Consider the following 15,187-nt stretch of genomic DNA (forward strand, 5'->3'; position numbering starts at 1 on the left):
GCTCCCTTTCGGTGGGTGGTTCGCTGGGCGATGCCGGGTTCGTTGGGCGTTTGCCCGTACTGCTTGGTGCTGGGCGCTGGGTGCTGCTAGCGCATGAGCTTGCCCGCTCCGTCGCGCGGGCGCACCGGGTGCTCGCTCAAGATCGAGACTCGGTTAAACGCGTTGATCGACACCGCCACCCACTCGGCAGCCGCAAACGTCTCTTCCCCGAGCACAACGAGCGCGCCCGAAAGATCTGCGCGCGCGTCTTCGGTGAGCGGCAGCTGAGTCGCCGCCTCGGCGATCGCGAGCAGCGCCGCTTCGCGCTCAGAGAAGACGCCCGCAGGGTGGCTCGTGTCGCTAGTTCCCGAGCCTGTGCCTGTGCCTGTGCCTGTCGGCTCTCGCCAGGCAGGCAGCAGGTCGAGTTTTTGCTGCGGCAGCTCGCTATCGCGCGCCTGCCGCGAGTGCATGTCCAGGCAGAAAGCGCAACCGTTGAGCTGTGAAGCCCGCACGTTAATGAGCTCGAACTCTTGTGCGCTGAGACCGTGCTCGAGTGCGGCTTCGCGAACCTCGGTTGAGAAGCGCTGGGCAGCCTTCCACGCTTTAGGAATAACTTTGTCGATATATGGACGCACGGTGCTCCTCTACTCTGCGTCAGCTTCGGCTGTTGCTTCTGCTGCTGCCATCCAAGGTCGCGAAGCCTCGGTCGCCCCGCCGTTGAATCAACCTGTGCCCCATCTTGCCACTCACTGCTCACCGCCGCCCCCGCGTTTATTCAGCTGCACCTCGCTTAGGCTGATGGCTGAACCTACTGTTGCCTGCCCCACACGAGGAGACGACCACAATGACACAGCCAACTGCGGGCCCCCAGAAGCGGCGTCTCAGCACGTCGATGCGAGCGATGCTTGTGACCGTGCCGGTGGTGCTCATCGTGGTGGGTCTCGTCATCTCAATGTCGATTGCGTCGCGGCCCACCCAGGTGGTGACGAGCCCTTCGAAGCCCGCTGTGACCGTGGCCGACAACTCGCACGTGCTCGATGACGCGGGTAAAGATGCGCCCACCCTGGTCGAATTTCTCGACTTCGAGTGTGAGGCGTGTGGCGCGCTCTACCCCTACGTTGAAGACGTGCGCGAGTACTACGACGGCAAGATCAACTACGTGGTGCGCTACTTTCCGCTCGGCGGGCACTTCAACTCGATGAACGCTGCCGTTGCGGTCGAGGCGGCCGCACAGCAAGGTAAGTTCGAAGAGATGTTTCACCAGATGCTGCAGTCGCAGGCCGAGTGGGGCGAGCAACAGACCTCAGAGGCAGCGCGGTTTCGCGGCTACGCCGAAGAGCTCGGGCTCGACATGAGCGCGTACGACAAGGCGGTCGCAGACCCCGCCACCGAGGCGCGCGTGCAACAAGACCTCGACGCCGGCACGGCCCTCGGTGTGAACAGCACCCCCACGTTCTTCCTCGACGGCAAGCAGCTCACGCTCACCGATCCCAACGATCTACCGAACGCGATCGAGGCAGCGCTCGACAAGTAGCAGCACGCGCGCCAAGCAGCACGCGCGCCAAGCGGCACGCGCGCCAAGCAGCACGCGCGCCAAGCGGCAGTCGCGCCAAGCAGCTGCAAAGCCTCCGGGCGCGAACTATTCCCCGCGCGGCCGCTGCCTCAGCTTCTTCGTCTCTGACCGGCGCGTTTTTGCCGCCAAATGACGCCGCTTTGAACCGCGTGTGGGCTTGGTCGCGCGCCTAGTCGGAGCATCTGGGGCCAGCGCCTCGCGCACAAGCGCAGCCAGTTTTTCGAGCGCGATCTCGCGGTTGCGTAGCTGCGAGCGCTCGGCAGACGCCGCGACTGTGACAGCCCCCGCAACAAGCCTGGGCGCTAGCTTTTCAAGCAGTCGCTGCCGCTGCCCTCCGGTGAGCACGGCCGACCCCGCAACGCTCCATGTCAGTTCAACCCTGCTGTCTGACGTGTTGACGTGCTGCCCGCCCGGCCCCGAAGAGCGCGAAAATCGCCACCCCAGCTCGCCCGCCGGAATCGTGAGCGCCCGCGACACCGTAAGATCCATACCCCAAGAATCCCACGAATCCCGCATGCGCGCCCGCGGAACGCCCGCCGAACGCCCGCCGCGCAATGCGCAACCCACCACGCACGCGCTCGCTAGGCTGGGGGCCATGACCGAACACTTCGACCGCATCGTGATCGGCGGCGGCGCGATGGGACTTGCGACCACCTGGCAACTCGCGGTGCGTGGCCTGCGCGTGCTCATGCTCGAGCGCTTCACGCCCGGCCACGAGCGCGGCGCCTCGCACGGCGCCACCCGCAACATGAACAACGCCTACGCCGAGCCCCACTACCTCGACCTCTACGACGAGGCACTCACGCTCTGGCGCGCGCTCGAGCGCCGCTCGGGCAAGCAGCTGCTCACCATGTGCGGGCTCGTCACGCACGGCGACCCCGCCCGCGTGCGCGCCGCCCACGCTGCCCTCACTGCCCGCGACGCCGCCACCGAGCTCATCACGCCCGCGGCCGCTGCCGCCCGTTGGCCGGGCATGCGCTTCGAGGGTGAGGTGCTCGTGAATCGCGACGCGGGCCGCATTCACGCGCGCACCGCGCTCGAGGTGATCGGCGCGCTCGCGACCGCTGACGGCGCCGATCTGCGCTACGAGCACCGGGTCACGTCGATCAATGAAGCTCCGGATCGCGTCACCGTAACAGCCTCCCTGCCGGGCGGCGAGACCGCGCAGTTTGAGGCACCCGGGGTCGTTGTGACGACCGGTGCGTGGAGCGAGCCGGTGCTCGGCGGGCTCGCGGTGGCCGATCAGCTGCCGCCGCTGCGGGTCACCGAAGAGCATCCCGCGCACTTCGCCGCGCGCGCTGGGTTCGAGGGCGCTGAGTTTGACAGCGCCCCGTCCGACGGCGCTGCGTTTGATAGTTCAGGGCCCGAGGGCGCCGCGTTCGACAGTTCAGGGTTTGACGGCGCTGGGGTCGATGATGCTGGGGTCAACGGCGCTGCGACCGAGGGCGCTGAATGGCCGTCGTTTAACCACTTTCGGCGTGCCTCAGAGCTCACCGGATACGCGGGCAACGTCTACGGCATGCTCACGCACGGCGAAGGCATCAAGGTAGGGTTTCACGCGACGGGCGACACCGTCGACCCTGATCAGCGCGAGTTTCGGGCACCCGACGCAGCCCGCGCACAACTGCGCGAATACGTCGACGAGTGGTTTCCCGGTCTCGACTCAGACTCGGCCGCCTGGGTGAGCTGCACCTACACGATGACGCCGTCAGAGCGGTTTGTGCTCGACCGCGCGGGCCGCGTGACGGTGGGAGCCGGGTTCTCGGGCCAGGGCTTCAAGTTCGTGCCCGCGGTGGGCCGCGTGCTCGCAGACCTCAGTGTGGGTGCGGGCGTAGCCCCCGCAGCGTTCAGCTTTGCGTCGCACCGCGCGTAGCGCCCCGCGCCCAGCGCCCAGCGCCCAGCACAACCTCGCACTGACGAGACGGTATCGAAACGACGAGTCGGCCCGATAAGTACGCATTTATCGGGCCGACTCGTCGTTTCGATGCCGACTCGTGCTGACTCAGGCGGCCTCGCACCGACTCGCGCCGACACAGGCGGCCCGCGCCGACTTACGCGGGATCGGTTCTGTCACCTGCACCGGCAGCCGCCGCGCCGGGCTTCGGGCACCGCAAATGCGTTCGCTCGCCAGGCCCGCCACGGTCAACCCGGTGGTCCGCCATCAGTTCGTTGCACACCGGGCACTTGGGGTTCGCCGGCGGCACATACGGCGGCTCGTTGGGGTCCCCCAACTGCGCGGCACCCTCAAACTGGTACAGCAGTCGGCGCAGCGCATTACCAAACCCGGGCAGCCCGTCCCAGCGAGTCTCATGCCACAATCGTCTTTTTCGTTCGCGCACAAACGAAACCCTAACACAGTTCGTTTGTGCACTAACGAGATAGCATGGTGAACATGGATGACCTCCCCGACGACCTGCTCAAACTCGATCAGCAGGTGTGCTTCGCCCTCGCGATCGCCAGTCGCAGCGTGATCGGCGCATACCGCCCCATCCTCGAGCCCCTCGGACTCACACACCCGCAGTACCTGGTCATGCTCGCCCTCTGGGAGCGCGCCCCCATGCGTTTTGGCGACATCGCCCAGGCCCTCCACTTCGACCGGGCGTCACTGTCGCCGATCATCAAACGGCTCGAGCACGCCGGCCTCATCGAGCGCGTGCCCGTCGCGGGCGACGAGCGCACGTTTGCCCTCGTCACAACCGAGGCCGGCCAGGCACTGCGCGAACAAGCTTTGGGTGTGCCGCCCGCGGTCATCAAGCGGCTCGGCCTGCCGCTCGAACGGCTCGTCGCGCTGCGCGACGAGCTGGGCGCGGTGATCGCTGCGGTCGAGGGATCCGGATCCTAGAACGCCCGCGCCCCCGCACGCCGTAGCCGCTCAGCCACCCGAGCCCAGCCGCGGCAGCCACTCAGCCGCCCGAGCCCAGCGGAGCGCGCGGCAGCCCAGCGCGAGGCGCCCCGGCTCAGCCCGCAGCGACTCAGCGCGCGACGGGCAGGCCCGTCGCGGCCGCGGCCTGGTCGAGCGAGCCGAGGTTTGTGAGGTGCTCGAACCCGGCCTGCGCCATGAGCGCGATGGCCTGGCCCGATCGGTTGCCCGAGCGGCAATAGACGACGTACTCAGCCTCGGGGTCAAGGGCGGGGATCGCGGCGGTGAGGTCTCCGCCGTTGAAGTCAAGCAGCTGGGCGCCCTCGAGATGACCCGACGCGTACTCCTCGGCGGTGCGCACATCAAGCACGATCGCACCGGTCGCGGTTGCACCTGGCGAGCTGCCCTCAGCTGGGGTGTTGCCTGGCTGAGCGACCCAGGCTGCGTAGCTGCCGTCGAGCTCGGCGACGTCGTAGCCGCGGGCGCGCAGGGCGCTCGCGACGACGCTGTTACGCACGCCACTTTGGCAGTACGACACGATCGTGCCCGCGCCCGCCTGTGGCAGCTCATCGAGATGCCACAGCACGCGACCACCCGAGAGCTGGTGAGCGCCGGGCAGGTGACCCGCCTGGTACTCGGTGCGGTTGCGCACGTCGAGCAGCAGCGCGCGGTCGAACCCGTCGAGCTCTGCTGGCGCGATGAGCTCGGGTTGCACCAGCTCGAGCCCGTCAAAGGAGGTGACGAACCCGCGCACCGTGTCGATGCCCACGCGCACCAGGTGGTCGCGCAGCTCTTGCGCTGCTTCCCGGGAGTCTGCGAGCAGCACGATTGGGCGCGCTTCGCGCTGCGGGTCGACAACCCACGCACCGTAACTTGCAGCCTTCGCGGGGCCCGGAATGTTGAGTGCGCCCGCGACGGTGCCCTCGTGGACCTCACTGTTGTGGCGCGTGTCGACGAGAAGCACGGTCCCTGCGGCGAGCGCATCCTTGAGGTCGTTCGCGGTGTATTCGATGAGTTCGGAGGTCTCACCGATGACGGCCGGGCCGGTCTTGTTTTCGAGCTTCATGCGCGCGAAGTAGGCGTGGGCGTCGGGTTGCCCGCTCAGCAGTTCGTCGACGAAGCCTTGTTCGTCATTGTTTTTGAGGAACGCACCCCACCACGAGAAGTTGCGCTCGTAGCCGACGGTGGAGGCCGCGATCGCACCGAGGGCTTTGCCACAGGCAGACCCCGAGCCGTGGGCGGGCAGCACCTGCACATAGTCGGGCAGTGTGAGAAACCTGTCGCGCAGGCTCGCGAAGAGGTCTTTAGCCCCCTGAAACCTGGTGTCAACGAAGCCCGCGGCCTCGTCGAGCAGGTCGGGACGGCCGACGTCGTCTACGAAGACGAAGTCACCAGTGAGCATAAACCCGGGCTCGGTCGCCTGCGCCCCGTCGGTAACAAGAAACGACATGTGCTCGGGGGTGTGGCCGGGCGTATGTGAAGCTTCGACGGTGATGTTACCGAGGGTGATGCGGTGACCGTGCTTCATGCGGGTGGCGCCGTCGAAGTCTGCGCCGTACATCCAAGCTGGGCCTCCCTCGTCAGAAACGTATATCTGTGCACCAGTGCGGGCGGCGAGCTCGCGGGTGCCCGAAAGGTAGTCGGCGTGAATGTGAGTCTCGGTGACGGCGACGATCGACATGCCGTTCTTCGCGGCGAGGTCGAGGTAGACATCGGTGTCGCGGCGCGGGTCGACCACAATGGCTTCGCCGTTCACCTGGCATCCAATGAAGTAGCTCGCTTGCGCCAGGTCTTCGTCATAGATGCGTTCAAGCAGCATGGTCGGGTCTCCAACTCTCTCGGTGAAACATGTTTGGATGCAGTCAGGCTACGCGCGAGTACCGCGGGGCCGCTAGCCGCACAGGGAGCGAATGCTGTGAGACACACAGATTCACAGCAAGACAGATACCCCTAGGGGTATCTGTTTACACGCCTTCACTATACCCACAGGGGTATCCAACCTGTCAAGTCGGGGCCGCGCCCGCTCTTCGGCGAGCCCTCGCCATTAGCCGCTTGTCGTGCCTGTTGGCGGCGCCTCGGGATACCCACTTGACGGTGGTGCCAGCAGGTAGAAGACACCCAGCAAGATGCAAACAGTGAGCGTGAGATAGGGCGACACCAACCCCAGACCACCCGCAACGAGGTAGGTGGGCAAGGCCAACGCGGCACGAACCAATATGAAACGTACCTGCAGAGCTGTGGGGGGATATCGCAGCAAATATCTGCGTCGCAGCAGAAGGTGACACTGCATGAGGAAGAACAGCGATGATGCCACGAACAATGACAACGCATACACCACAGCAGCGAGATGGCCACCCGCGGGCCTGTTCAAATAGGTGGCGAGTAGTGAGGTCGTGAACGGGAGAACCACAATGCTCAACAGGAGAAACACGTTCAGCACGAGAACAGAGTGGTCCACACTGGCGAGCCGGTGTTTAGCCGACTTGTTCGGTAGCGCCTGTGGGGGTACCCGGTAGCGTGCGTGGGTGCACCCGGTAGCGCTCCGGCGGTCATGTCTGAGAGTGGCCATCAACCGTGACCGATTAGGGTCTTGGCGGGTGGAAGGATCTACACGTATGGCCGACTACCAACATCATGCGTCACTCAGCCAGCAACGTCCCGATCGACAGGTCGAAGCGATCACACACTGCTCGCGTCGCGCGATCGCCATTGGTGACCTCGCAATTCGATCCCGTGGACTGGGATAAGTCCTTCCACGACGCCGTCATCGCAGAATCCGCTATCAACTGGAGCGTCTCGAACACGGGAGTCGTGCAGTCGAACGGCCTGAACGTGCGCCGCCATCGAGCCGATATCAGCGGGCCAACCTAGCGCGGGCCGGCAACGCGGGCGCGTGACCGCTACCGGGCACTCCCACGTCTGCTACCGGGTCAACCCACAGGCGCTACCAAAAGCGGCTGCTAAACAGCCGGCGCACCATCGTGTGGTGATTGATCCAGAAGATGCCGATCGCCACGAACGAGACGACATAAGCCACAAAGCTGGGCCATTCAGCAAGAAGACGCTCCCCCAGAGCGCCCGCGCTATTCGGGTCAGGCACCGTGAGATCAAGCACGAGCAGCGTGATTGCGACGGCGATCACGCCGTCGGAGAACGCTTCAATGCGACTCGGCGGGAGCATTTCATTACGAGTCATGGTGAGAACCTCACCGCTCATCGTACGAGCGTCTACGCGCGCCCCGCAACGCCTTGTTCGATGGCAAGCTTGCGCAACAAGAACGGGGCTCCAACGAGCGACGGTAGCATCACGAACCCCACGGGTACCGCGGTGATCACAATCGCCGACTGCAACGCACCGATGCCCCCATCACCGATCGAGATAAGAACCGCAGCCGCGGCACCCAGCAAGATCGCCCATGTAAGACGCAGCTTCGGTGAAGGCGCGTCGCCCTTCACGCAAGACTGGGAGATCGCGAACGACATTGAGTCGGCCGTGGTCGCCACAAACGTCATGGTGAGCACAAGGAAGGTAATCGCGAGGAACATCGACAGCGGAAGCTCTGAGGTGATAGCCATAATGGCTGCCGGGAGCCCGGCTTCTGCAAGCGCCCCGGTGATTGATCCGGGATTTTGTTGGTCAAGGTAGATTCCTGTGCCGCCCAAGACGCTAAACCAGACGGCGGTCGCGATCGGCGGGAGCACCGCGGTGCCGAGCAGCAGGTCGCGAGCCGTGCGTCCGCGCGAGATCCGGGCCACAAAGATAGCCATCAGCGGCGCGTAGCCGAGGAACCAGCCAAAGAAGAAGACCGTCCAGCTCGCGAGCCATGCACTGTCGCCATGGTACAGAGACAGCGGAATGAAATTCGAAAGGTACATGCCAAACCCACCCACAAAGGCTTCGAGCAGGTACCAAGCCGAGCCGAGCATGACCACGAGCGCCATAAGCCCGAGCGCCATCCACACGTTCACACGACTCAGGATTTGAATGCCCTTGTTGATTCCAGAGAACACACTCACCCCTGCGACCGCGGTGAGAACGGCGATGATCGCGAGCTGCACCCAGTAGACGTCAGGGACACCGAAGAGAAAGTTCAGCCCGTAAGAGATCTGCAGCCCCAGAAACCCGATCGGGCCGATCGTGCCTGCCGCGACCGAGATGATGCACACGATATCTACGATGGCGCCGATCCGACTGGTCGCCGCTTTCTGACCAAGAATCGGGTACAGCAAGCTGCGCGGCCGCATCGGGAGCCCCTTTTCGGAGGCAATCATCATGACGATCGCGCCGAGGGAGCCAAGAATCGCCCAAGCGAGAAACCCCCAGTCGGCAAAGCTCGTCGCTAACGCCGCAAACACACCAGCCATAGGGGTCTGCTCGAGGTTTTCGAAGAACGGCGGCACCGACATGTAATGGTAAAGCGGCTCAGCCGCGGCCCAGAACACACCGCCACCGGCAAGCAACGTGGTCATGATCATGGCCACCCACTTGAACCGACTGTACTCGGGGCTCTTCAGCCCTCCCAAGCGCGCTTTCGACCACGGCGTGAAGATCAAGGCTACGGCTACGAAGAAGGTGAAAAGGAGCAGGTACTGCCAGTACAGCCCGAACCACGCGGCAGCCTTGGTGAATCCCACGTTGACAGCGTCGGAGACTGCGTCAGGAACGATTAGCGCGGCTATGACGAAGGCCGCGAGAATGCCTAAGCTCCAGCCCGCAACGTGCCAATCAATATTACGAGCCGCAGCGGCCCCTGGTTTGGCGTCAGGCTCAGTGGCGGGAGCTGAGGCTGCGCTCGCGCCTGCGCTCGAGCCTGTGCTCGCGCCTGCTCTCGAACTCGATGTGAGAGGAGAGGGAGAAGTCAACTGAGATCCATTCTGAGTGAGGGCGCGCAGCCCCTGCGGTGCTGTCGTCGAACATGAAAACGACGCAATACCGCGTCGGAATCATTCAGTCCAACGTCAGATTGTTGATGTTTGGTTCAGTTCAGTGAGAAATGAACACGGAAGCATAGAGGGCCCAGGCTTCGCCTTCGCTGTTGCGCGCGATAGAGCACGAGGGCGTGGGCGTGAAAAATACGCGTCACCAAGTTTGCATCATCGTGAGACAGTGAACCTGTTTGCGCATGGATAGTCATGTAGTATTCGCGACGAACATTGTGGGGCGTTTGCGCCGCCGCAGCCACGAAATATGTGGCCTCTGGGAGCGCGGTCATAACCGCAGAACGCCTAGCTACCCGACGTAAATGAAACTGAAGAACACCACGAGTCCTAGAAAAATCACCGCCGGCAGGGCGAGCGCGAGGATGAGTGTCGCGACCGCGAAGCCTTTGCGCTCACGCCTAACTAGAGAGGTGGTCGCGAGCGCAGTCCCGGCGGTCATGGTCGCCAAGAGACACGGCATCCACCAGCCTCCGTGGAGCACGTTAGTCGCCACCAAGACGTAGGTGAGCAGCAACAACCCCAGGAAGACGCCAAACCCTACGCACCCCCAGACAGGCTTCAAATTGCGGTTCATTTGCTGTTTAGCTGCGCCAGACGTTCGATGTGAGAAACGATCGCTTCGGTCACGGCGGGAGTGTTCACGCCGGTAACCAGTCTGACTGTGCCTGCCTGGTCGGCATGAAAATCGCTTCGGCCACCACCTGCACCGCCCACCTGAATTTCTACGCGCCCACTGGCGCTAAATGTGAACAGCTCAGGGCGCGTCATGGTGAGCACCGTGATGGGATCGTGAGGGACGTTCTTGTCACGGTTCCAATACTCCCACCACTGGGCGATATCTGCACCGAGTGCCGCCCCGACGGGCCCAGCTTGACGGATGCGGTCGAGCTGATCGGCCGCGATCTCAATCTGCTCGGTGACTTCAAGCCCGGTCACAGTGGTCGGAATTTCTGCGGCGAACACGCGCGCCGCGGCAACGTCATCACTGCGCAGGTTGTGTTCGATACCTGTCCCATCGACGCCGGGGCCACCGTCGAATGAACCTCCCATGATCCACAGGTGCCTGACGTTACCGGCGAACTGTGGTGATGCGGCGATTGCTGAAGCGATGTTCGTGAGCGGCCCGATCGCAACGATGTCGATCTCCCCCGGCCGACCGTTGACCGCTTCGACCATCTTCTGCACCGCCGACCCCTGGTCCGGAGTCTCGGCCTCAAGCCCCGCGTGGAGCGTGCCCTCGACCCCCGCCCACCAAACGTCTCTGCCCGAGAGCGGCGTCGATTCACCCACGTAGGTGGGCGCCGAGACGCCGGCCAGGGCCGCATACCGTTTCACCATGCGTGCCCGCAGTAAAGCGTCACCGTAGACGGTAGTTACCGCGACGAGGTCGATATCGTCGCTGCCGAGTATGACGGAGAGCGCCATAGCATCGTCGACGTCTGATCCCAGGTCGGTGTCAAGAATAATTTGGAAAGGTCGCGGCATGACGAAGGTCCTGTTCATGGAAGGAAGTGTGCTGCAGCGCAGCAGTGAGTGTTACTTGATGCCCGTGGTTGCTGTCGATTGCACAAAGTAACGCTGGAAAGCGAGCACGAGCGCGAGTGGGATGAGTGTGAGCACGATCGCGCCGGCAAAGAGCACACCATAGTCGACCGTGTGCTGTCCCTGCAGATTCGCCAGTGCGATCGGAGCGAGGATGTGCCCCTTATCGGTTCCCATCAGCAGCGGCCAGACGTAGGCCTGCCATTGGAACAAGAAGAGAGTCAAGCCCGCACCAATGAGAGCGGGCACCGATAGCGGCAGGTACACCCGGAGGAAGATTCCCCACCACCCCAGTCCGTCCAGTCGTGCCGCCTCCACGAGCTCCTTGGGGATCGCGAGGAAGAACGTGCGTATCAGCAGAATGGCCATGCCGTTGCCGATCCCGGGAAGGATGAGCCCGACAAAAGTGTTGACGAGGTTCCAATCCCGGAAGATGTTTGCCAGCGGAATGGCAATCGCATCGAACGGGATCAAAAAGCTCACCAGCACGATGACGAAAACAACGCCGCGCCCCCGAAAGGGAATTGCTGCGAGAGCGAAGGCCGCCATCGAGCAGATCACCAGTCCCCCGATGACCGTTAGCCCGCTCACCAGGAGCGAGTTGACGGTGGCACGACCCAGGTCGCTCGACAGCAGAGCGCCATAGTTCTGTGTCGTAGGTGTCAGCGTGAAGAAGGTTTGCCACTGCAGCGGGTCGAGGTAGCTGAAGGTCTCAACAGAAGGCCTGAGCGAATTAATGAAGGCCCACCACAGTGGTGCCAGAAACAGCAGCCCCACCGCGGCGGCCAACGCTGACAGTAGGACGTATGTGACGGTGCGAGACCGCGGGCCGCGTCGAATGTTCGTTTGTGCCACTAGTCTGCGCTCCTCATCATGCGGAACTGGATCGCAACTACGGCCAGGGTTATGAGCACCAGAACGAGCACCTCGGCCTGGGCCGTGTTGAGGTCGCCTAAGGAGTAGGCACGGTTGTACAGGTCGTACATGAGCAGGTTCGTTGAGCCGTCGGGGCCGCCCTTGGTGAGGATTTGAATCGGCGCAAATACGGTGAAGTTTGCGACCGTCGTTGCGACAAGCACGAACCCGAGAGGACGACGCACCATGGGCAGCGTGATTGCCCAGGTCTTGCGCCAACCGCTCGCACCGTCGAGGTCTGCGGCTTCAAAGATCTCCTGTGGAATGTCGTTGATCCCGGCGCAGAGAAACAACATCCAGTACCCAACACCCACCCAACACAGCAGCACAATAACGGCGGGTAGCGCTTGCTGCGCCGAAGACAGGAAGGGCTGATCCGGAATTCCAAACAGCGAGAGGAACGAGTTGGCTAGACCGTCTGGGCGATAGATCACGCTCCAGACAACAGCAGAAACCGCGGGAGGTACTGCAATGGGAACGATCACGAGCGATCGCCAGATCCGGGACCCTGCCGTACGGCGCGTGAACAGCACCGCAAGCAGGAATGAGACAACGACCTGCAGCGGGTTGATGATGATTGAAAAAATAAGCGTCACCAAGATGGACTGTTGAAAGCCAGCATTGGTGAACAGCTCGGTGTAGTTTTGGAGCCCCACGAACGTCGGGGTGGGGTTAAGGATGCTGGTGCGGTAGAGACTCTCGACCAGAGAAACGCCTGCGGGCAAGAGCCGCAGCAGCGCGAGCGCAATGAGGGCGGGGGCAAGAAACCCGAGCGCCACCCACAGATTGCCGTGGGCCGTGCGAGGGCGGGTACGCCCCACCCTCACACGGCGTTTCAGCGCTGTGTGCGTCACTTCAGCCGCGCCCACACATCAGTGATCTCTTGCTGCGCTTGACCAAGCCGAGCTGTAACGTCTGAGCCGTTGCGAATGTCTGCGATTGCCTTGTTGATCGCATCCTCGAACTGGGGGAAGCCGACACTCACCGGGCGCGGTACGGCAGTCGTGTTCGCCTCATAGCCGACAATGTCACCGGCGCCCGCACTGCGCTCACCCGCAAGTGCGTCAAGGTTGGGCAGAGTCTGCTCGAGCGCGGCCGTGTTGGCGGGCAGGTTCGCGACGGACTCGCTCGTCAGGTAGCTGCCCTCGGCGTCGAGCGCCATGTATTCCATGAACTCTTGCGCTGCCGCCTTGTTCGGCGAAGCGGGGTTGAGGCCCAACGACCATGATCCGGTAGGCGTCGCAACGGTACCACCGTTGAAGTACGGCATCGGAGCGACGCCCCAGTTCACCTCAGAAGCGTCGAAGTTGGCGAGGTTCCAAGTGCCACCCACGAAGTAGGCCACGTTGCCATCTGCAAACACGGCGTTGGTCTGGAAGATGCCAATGCCGCGAGCGGAGAGACCGGAGTCAAAGATATCGGCGAACCAGTCCATCGCTTCGACCCACTCCTTGTTGGTCACGTCAACGCCCAGGTTGTCATCACCGGTGAAGCCCGAGCCACCACCGGCCGACTCCACTAGGGGCTGGATCTGGTAGTACGAGTCGGGCTGCTCAAGCAACAGGCCATACTTCGCACCGGTCTGCTGCACTGCCGCACCGTTCTCGGCGATCTCTTCCCATGTCGCGCGCGCATCGACGTCTGACGATGGGTATGAGAGATTCGCGGCGTCCAGCAGGTCTTTGTTGTAGAAGAGCAGCTGCGTGGAAGTCGTGATCGGCAGGGCGTACAGCTTGCCGTCGTACACGCTGACGTTGTAAGCCACGTCGCTGACCGCGCTCTTGGTCGATTCGTCGAGCGCCGACAAGTCTTCAAGGTATCCCTGCGCAGCCAGTTGCGCCAAGCGCGGCTGATCAACCGAGTAAATATCGATCGTCTCATCCTTAGCGCCGATGCGCTGCTGAATCGTCGAGCTGTACTGGTCGAACGGAATCTGCGAGTACTCGATTTTTACGTCAGGGTGAGCTTCCTCGAAAGCCGCGATCACCGCGTCGTAGCTCGACGGGTCATCGGTGGCCACGAATCGGACAGTGCCCGATGCTGCTTCTGAAGGCGCCGCGCCATCCTGTCCAGAGCAACCAGCGAGGGCAAGCACAGCGGCCATAGCGGCGGCGGCCGCGGCGAGCAGGTTCTTCTTCATTGGAAGCCAATCTGTCGTATCAGGTATCTAACCGGATAGATTACGAGCCTTGCGTCCGTTCGTCAACTTTTGATTGGTGACAAGCAAGGTGCGATAGTGTTCGTTCTATCCGGATAGCAGGGAGAATCATGGCGACAGCAAGAGACGTTGCGCGTCTAGCGGGCTGCTCTAACGCGGTCGTCAGCTACGTGTTCAACAACGGCCCTCGCCCCGTGGCGGCCGAAACTCGACGCCGTGTGCTTGATGCGGCCGCGAAACTCAACTATCGACCAGATAGCACCGCAGCAGCGCTGAGCGGCGGCAAGTCCCGATCGATAGGGCTCATTGTGCCCGACATCACGAACCCCTTCTTTGCTGAGCTGGCTCGAGAGCTCGAAGCACCCCTGGGCGACCAAGGCTATCTGCTCCTCATCGGAGACGCAGCGATGGATGAGCACCGCGAGACGCGTCTCGTCGAGACGTTCGTGGAGCGTCGCGTGGACGCGCTCGTCTACGCGTCCATGCGCAGCAACCCCGAAGACAAGATCTGCCAGAAGTTAGGGATTCCCGTGGTCTCACTGCGCGCGGTGGGACCAGATAGCGACGCATCTTCCGTCGCGATCGATTATGAACAAGCGGCGTACCTTGCGACACGCCACCTCGCGGATCAAGGCCACACTCGTATCGGCTTACTCAGTGGCCCTGGCGAGACATCAACGAGCACAGGACGAGTCGCTGGCTTTCGCCGCGCAACCCAAGAGCTCTCGCTCTCAACCTCCGAACGCTCCTCGAACTACACGCGGGCAGCGGCGGCCGCAGCGTTTACTAACTGGTGGGAATCTGACGAACTGCCCGACGCCATTTTCGTGATCAGCGACGAACAAGCAATCGGTGTGCTGTCGGCCGCGCACCACGCCGGGCTCAGCATCCCCGACGATCTTGCTGTGGTGAGCGTAGACGGCACAGCGGCAGGCAGATATACAGTGCCGAGCCTCACATCTGTACGTCAACCGGTCACCGAAATGGCGGCGAGCATCACAGCGATACTCCTCGAAGCCACGCCAACGAGCGCGCCCGTGCACGAGATCTTCGAGCCAAAGTTGATCGTGCGGGAATCCTCTGTCGCGCGGGTGCCCCGGAGCGCCTACTTTGGGGCCTCCGACCACGACTAGGCGCGCACAATCAGCGTCTCCACTCGAGAAGGTGTCGCGTAAGTGTCGCTTTGCCTATGAGGAGAATGCTCTCACCGAAGCACTCT

The 15,187-nt window shown here is 63.1% G+C and carries 15 protein-coding genes; 4 read left to right on the forward strand and 11 right to left on the reverse strand.

Annotated features, from left to right (window positions below):
* Positions 1-86: 86 nt before the first annotated feature.
* Positions 87-614, reverse strand: coding sequence for a carboxymuconolactone decarboxylase family protein (locus ACXR2W_RS07810; protein WP_458813905.1), 528 nt, complete (start codon positions 612-614; stop codon positions 87-89).
* 209 nt (positions 615-823) lie between these two features.
* On the opposite strand from ACXR2W_RS07810, the gene ACXR2W_RS07815 reads away from it, so the two are divergent.
* On the forward strand, positions 824-1,513 hold the full coding sequence (locus tag ACXR2W_RS07815; protein ID WP_458813907.1) for a DsbA family protein: 690 nt from the start codon (positions 824-826) through the stop codon (positions 1,511-1,513).
* 105 nt (positions 1,514-1,618) lie between these two features.
* Here the strand turns inward: ACXR2W_RS07815 and arfB are convergent, their stop codons facing one another.
* Positions 1,619-2,041 carry an alternative ribosome rescue aminoacyl-tRNA hydrolase ArfB gene (gene arfB / locus ACXR2W_RS07820; RefSeq protein WP_458813909.1) on the reverse strand — a complete coding sequence of 141 codons (423 nt, stop codon included), beginning with the start codon at positions 2,039-2,041 and terminating at the stop codon, positions 1,619-1,621.
* Between the two features lie 106 nt (positions 2,042-2,147).
* On the opposite strand from arfB, the gene ACXR2W_RS07825 reads away from it, so the two are divergent.
* Together ACXR2W_RS07825 and ACXR2W_RS07830 are read left to right on the forward strand one after the other, a co-directional pair.
* Positions 2,148-3,425: an FAD-dependent oxidoreductase gene (locus ACXR2W_RS07825; protein WP_458813911.1), complete on the forward strand. Its 1,278-nt coding sequence runs from the start codon at positions 2,148-2,150 to the stop codon at positions 3,423-3,425.
* Positions 3,426-3,935: 510 nt separating this feature from the next.
* On the forward strand, positions 3,936-4,394 hold the full coding sequence (locus ACXR2W_RS07830) for a MarR family winged helix-turn-helix transcriptional regulator (RefSeq protein WP_458813913.1): 459 nt from the start codon (positions 3,936-3,938) through the stop codon (positions 4,392-4,394).
* A 130-nt stretch (positions 4,395-4,524) separates the two neighbouring features.
* On the opposite strand, the gene ACXR2W_RS07835 is transcribed toward ACXR2W_RS07830, so the two are convergent.
* From ACXR2W_RS07835 to ACXR2W_RS07875, 9 genes are all read right to left on the reverse strand, one after another.
* Complete coding sequence (locus ACXR2W_RS07835) at positions 4,525-6,231, reverse strand: MBL fold metallo-hydrolase (RefSeq protein WP_458813915.1); 1,707 nt, start codon at positions 6,229-6,231, stop codon at positions 4,525-4,527.
* 225 nt (positions 6,232-6,456) lie between these two features.
* On the reverse strand, positions 6,457-6,852 hold the full coding sequence (locus ACXR2W_RS07840) for a hypothetical protein (protein WP_458813917.1): 396 nt from the start codon (positions 6,850-6,852) through the stop codon (positions 6,457-6,459).
* Between the two features lie 504 nt (positions 6,853-7,356).
* Positions 7,357-7,608 carry a TMEM175 family protein gene (locus ACXR2W_RS07845; RefSeq protein WP_458813921.1) on the reverse strand — a complete coding sequence of 84 codons (252 nt, stop codon included), beginning with the start codon at positions 7,606-7,608 and terminating at the stop codon, positions 7,357-7,359.
* Positions 7,609-7,640: 32 nt separating this feature from the next.
* On the reverse strand, positions 7,641-9,275 hold the full coding sequence (locus ACXR2W_RS07850) for a BCCT family transporter (protein ID WP_458813923.1): 1,635 nt from the start codon (positions 9,273-9,275) through the stop codon (positions 7,641-7,643).
* A 367-nt stretch (positions 9,276-9,642) separates the two neighbouring features.
* The gene (locus tag ACXR2W_RS07855) at positions 9,643-9,927 is read right to left on the reverse strand and encodes a hypothetical protein (protein ID WP_458813925.1); all 285 of its coding nucleotides are present in this window, start codon (positions 9,925-9,927) and stop codon (positions 9,643-9,645) included.
* The gene (locus tag ACXR2W_RS07860; protein ID WP_458813927.1) at positions 9,924-10,856 is read right to left on the reverse strand and encodes a nucleoside hydrolase; all 933 of its coding nucleotides are present in this window, start codon (positions 10,854-10,856) and stop codon (positions 9,924-9,926) included. The genes ACXR2W_RS07855 and ACXR2W_RS07860 overlap by 4 nt, the downstream gene beginning before the upstream one ends.
* A 33-nt stretch (positions 10,857-10,889) precedes the next feature.
* Positions 10,890-11,684, reverse strand: a complete 795-nt coding sequence (locus ACXR2W_RS07865; RefSeq protein ID WP_458813929.1) for a carbohydrate ABC transporter permease — start codon at positions 11,682-11,684, stop codon at positions 10,890-10,892.
* Positions 11,685-11,749: 65 nt separating this feature from the next.
* Complete coding sequence (locus ACXR2W_RS07870) at positions 11,750-12,664, reverse strand: carbohydrate ABC transporter permease (protein WP_458813931.1); 915 nt, start codon at positions 12,662-12,664, stop codon at positions 11,750-11,752.
* Complete coding sequence (locus ACXR2W_RS07875; RefSeq protein ID WP_458813933.1) at positions 12,661-13,950, reverse strand: sugar ABC transporter substrate-binding protein; 1,290 nt, start codon at positions 13,948-13,950, stop codon at positions 12,661-12,663. Before ACXR2W_RS07875 ends, ACXR2W_RS07870 begins: the two co-directional genes overlap by 4 nt.
* Before the next feature lie 128 nt (positions 13,951-14,078).
* Between ACXR2W_RS07875 and ACXR2W_RS07880 the strand changes: the two genes are divergently transcribed.
* Positions 14,079-15,101, forward strand: coding sequence for a LacI family DNA-binding transcriptional regulator (locus ACXR2W_RS07880; protein WP_458813935.1), 1,023 nt, complete (start codon positions 14,079-14,081; stop codon positions 15,099-15,101).
* Positions 15,102-15,187 lie beyond the last annotated feature (86 nt).

The organism is Leucobacter faecis (assembly GCF_054456695.2).

Excerpts from the sequence above, each read along its gene's own strand:
- ACXR2W_RS07875 (WP_458813933.1), bottom strand. The coding sequence starts at position 13,950 with ATGAAGAAGAACCTGCTCGCCGCGGCCGCCGCCGCTATGGCCGCTGTG.
- ACXR2W_RS07835 (WP_458813915.1), bottom strand. The coding sequence starts at position 6,231 with ATGCTGCTTGAACGCATCTATGACGAAGACCTGGCGCAAGCGAGCTAC.
- ACXR2W_RS07845 (WP_458813921.1), bottom strand. The coding sequence starts at position 7,608 with ATGACTCGTAATGAAATGCTCCCGCCGAGTCGCATTGAAGCGTTCTCC.
- ACXR2W_RS07880 (WP_458813935.1), top strand. The coding sequence starts at position 14,079 with ATGGCGACAGCAAGAGACGTTGCGCGTCTAGCGGGCTGCTCTAACGCG.
- ACXR2W_RS07860 (WP_458813927.1), bottom strand. The coding sequence starts at position 10,856 with ATGAACAGGACCTTCGTCATGCCGCGACCTTTCCAAATTATTCTTGAC.
- ACXR2W_RS07825 (WP_458813911.1), top strand. The coding sequence starts at position 2,148 with ATGACCGAACACTTCGACCGCATCGTGATCGGCGGCGGCGCGATGGGA.
- ACXR2W_RS07855 (WP_458813925.1), bottom strand. The coding sequence starts at position 9,927 with ATGAACCGCAATTTGAAGCCTGTCTGGGGGTGCGTAGGGTTTGGCGTC.
- arfB (WP_458813909.1), bottom strand. The coding sequence starts at position 2,041 with ATGGATCTTACGGTGTCGCGGGCGCTCACGATTCCGGCGGGCGAGCTG.
- ACXR2W_RS07815 (WP_458813907.1), top strand. The coding sequence starts at position 824 with ATGACACAGCCAACTGCGGGCCCCCAGAAGCGGCGTCTCAGCACGTCG.
- ACXR2W_RS07830 (WP_458813913.1), top strand. The coding sequence starts at position 3,936 with ATGGTGAACATGGATGACCTCCCCGACGACCTGCTCAAACTCGATCAG.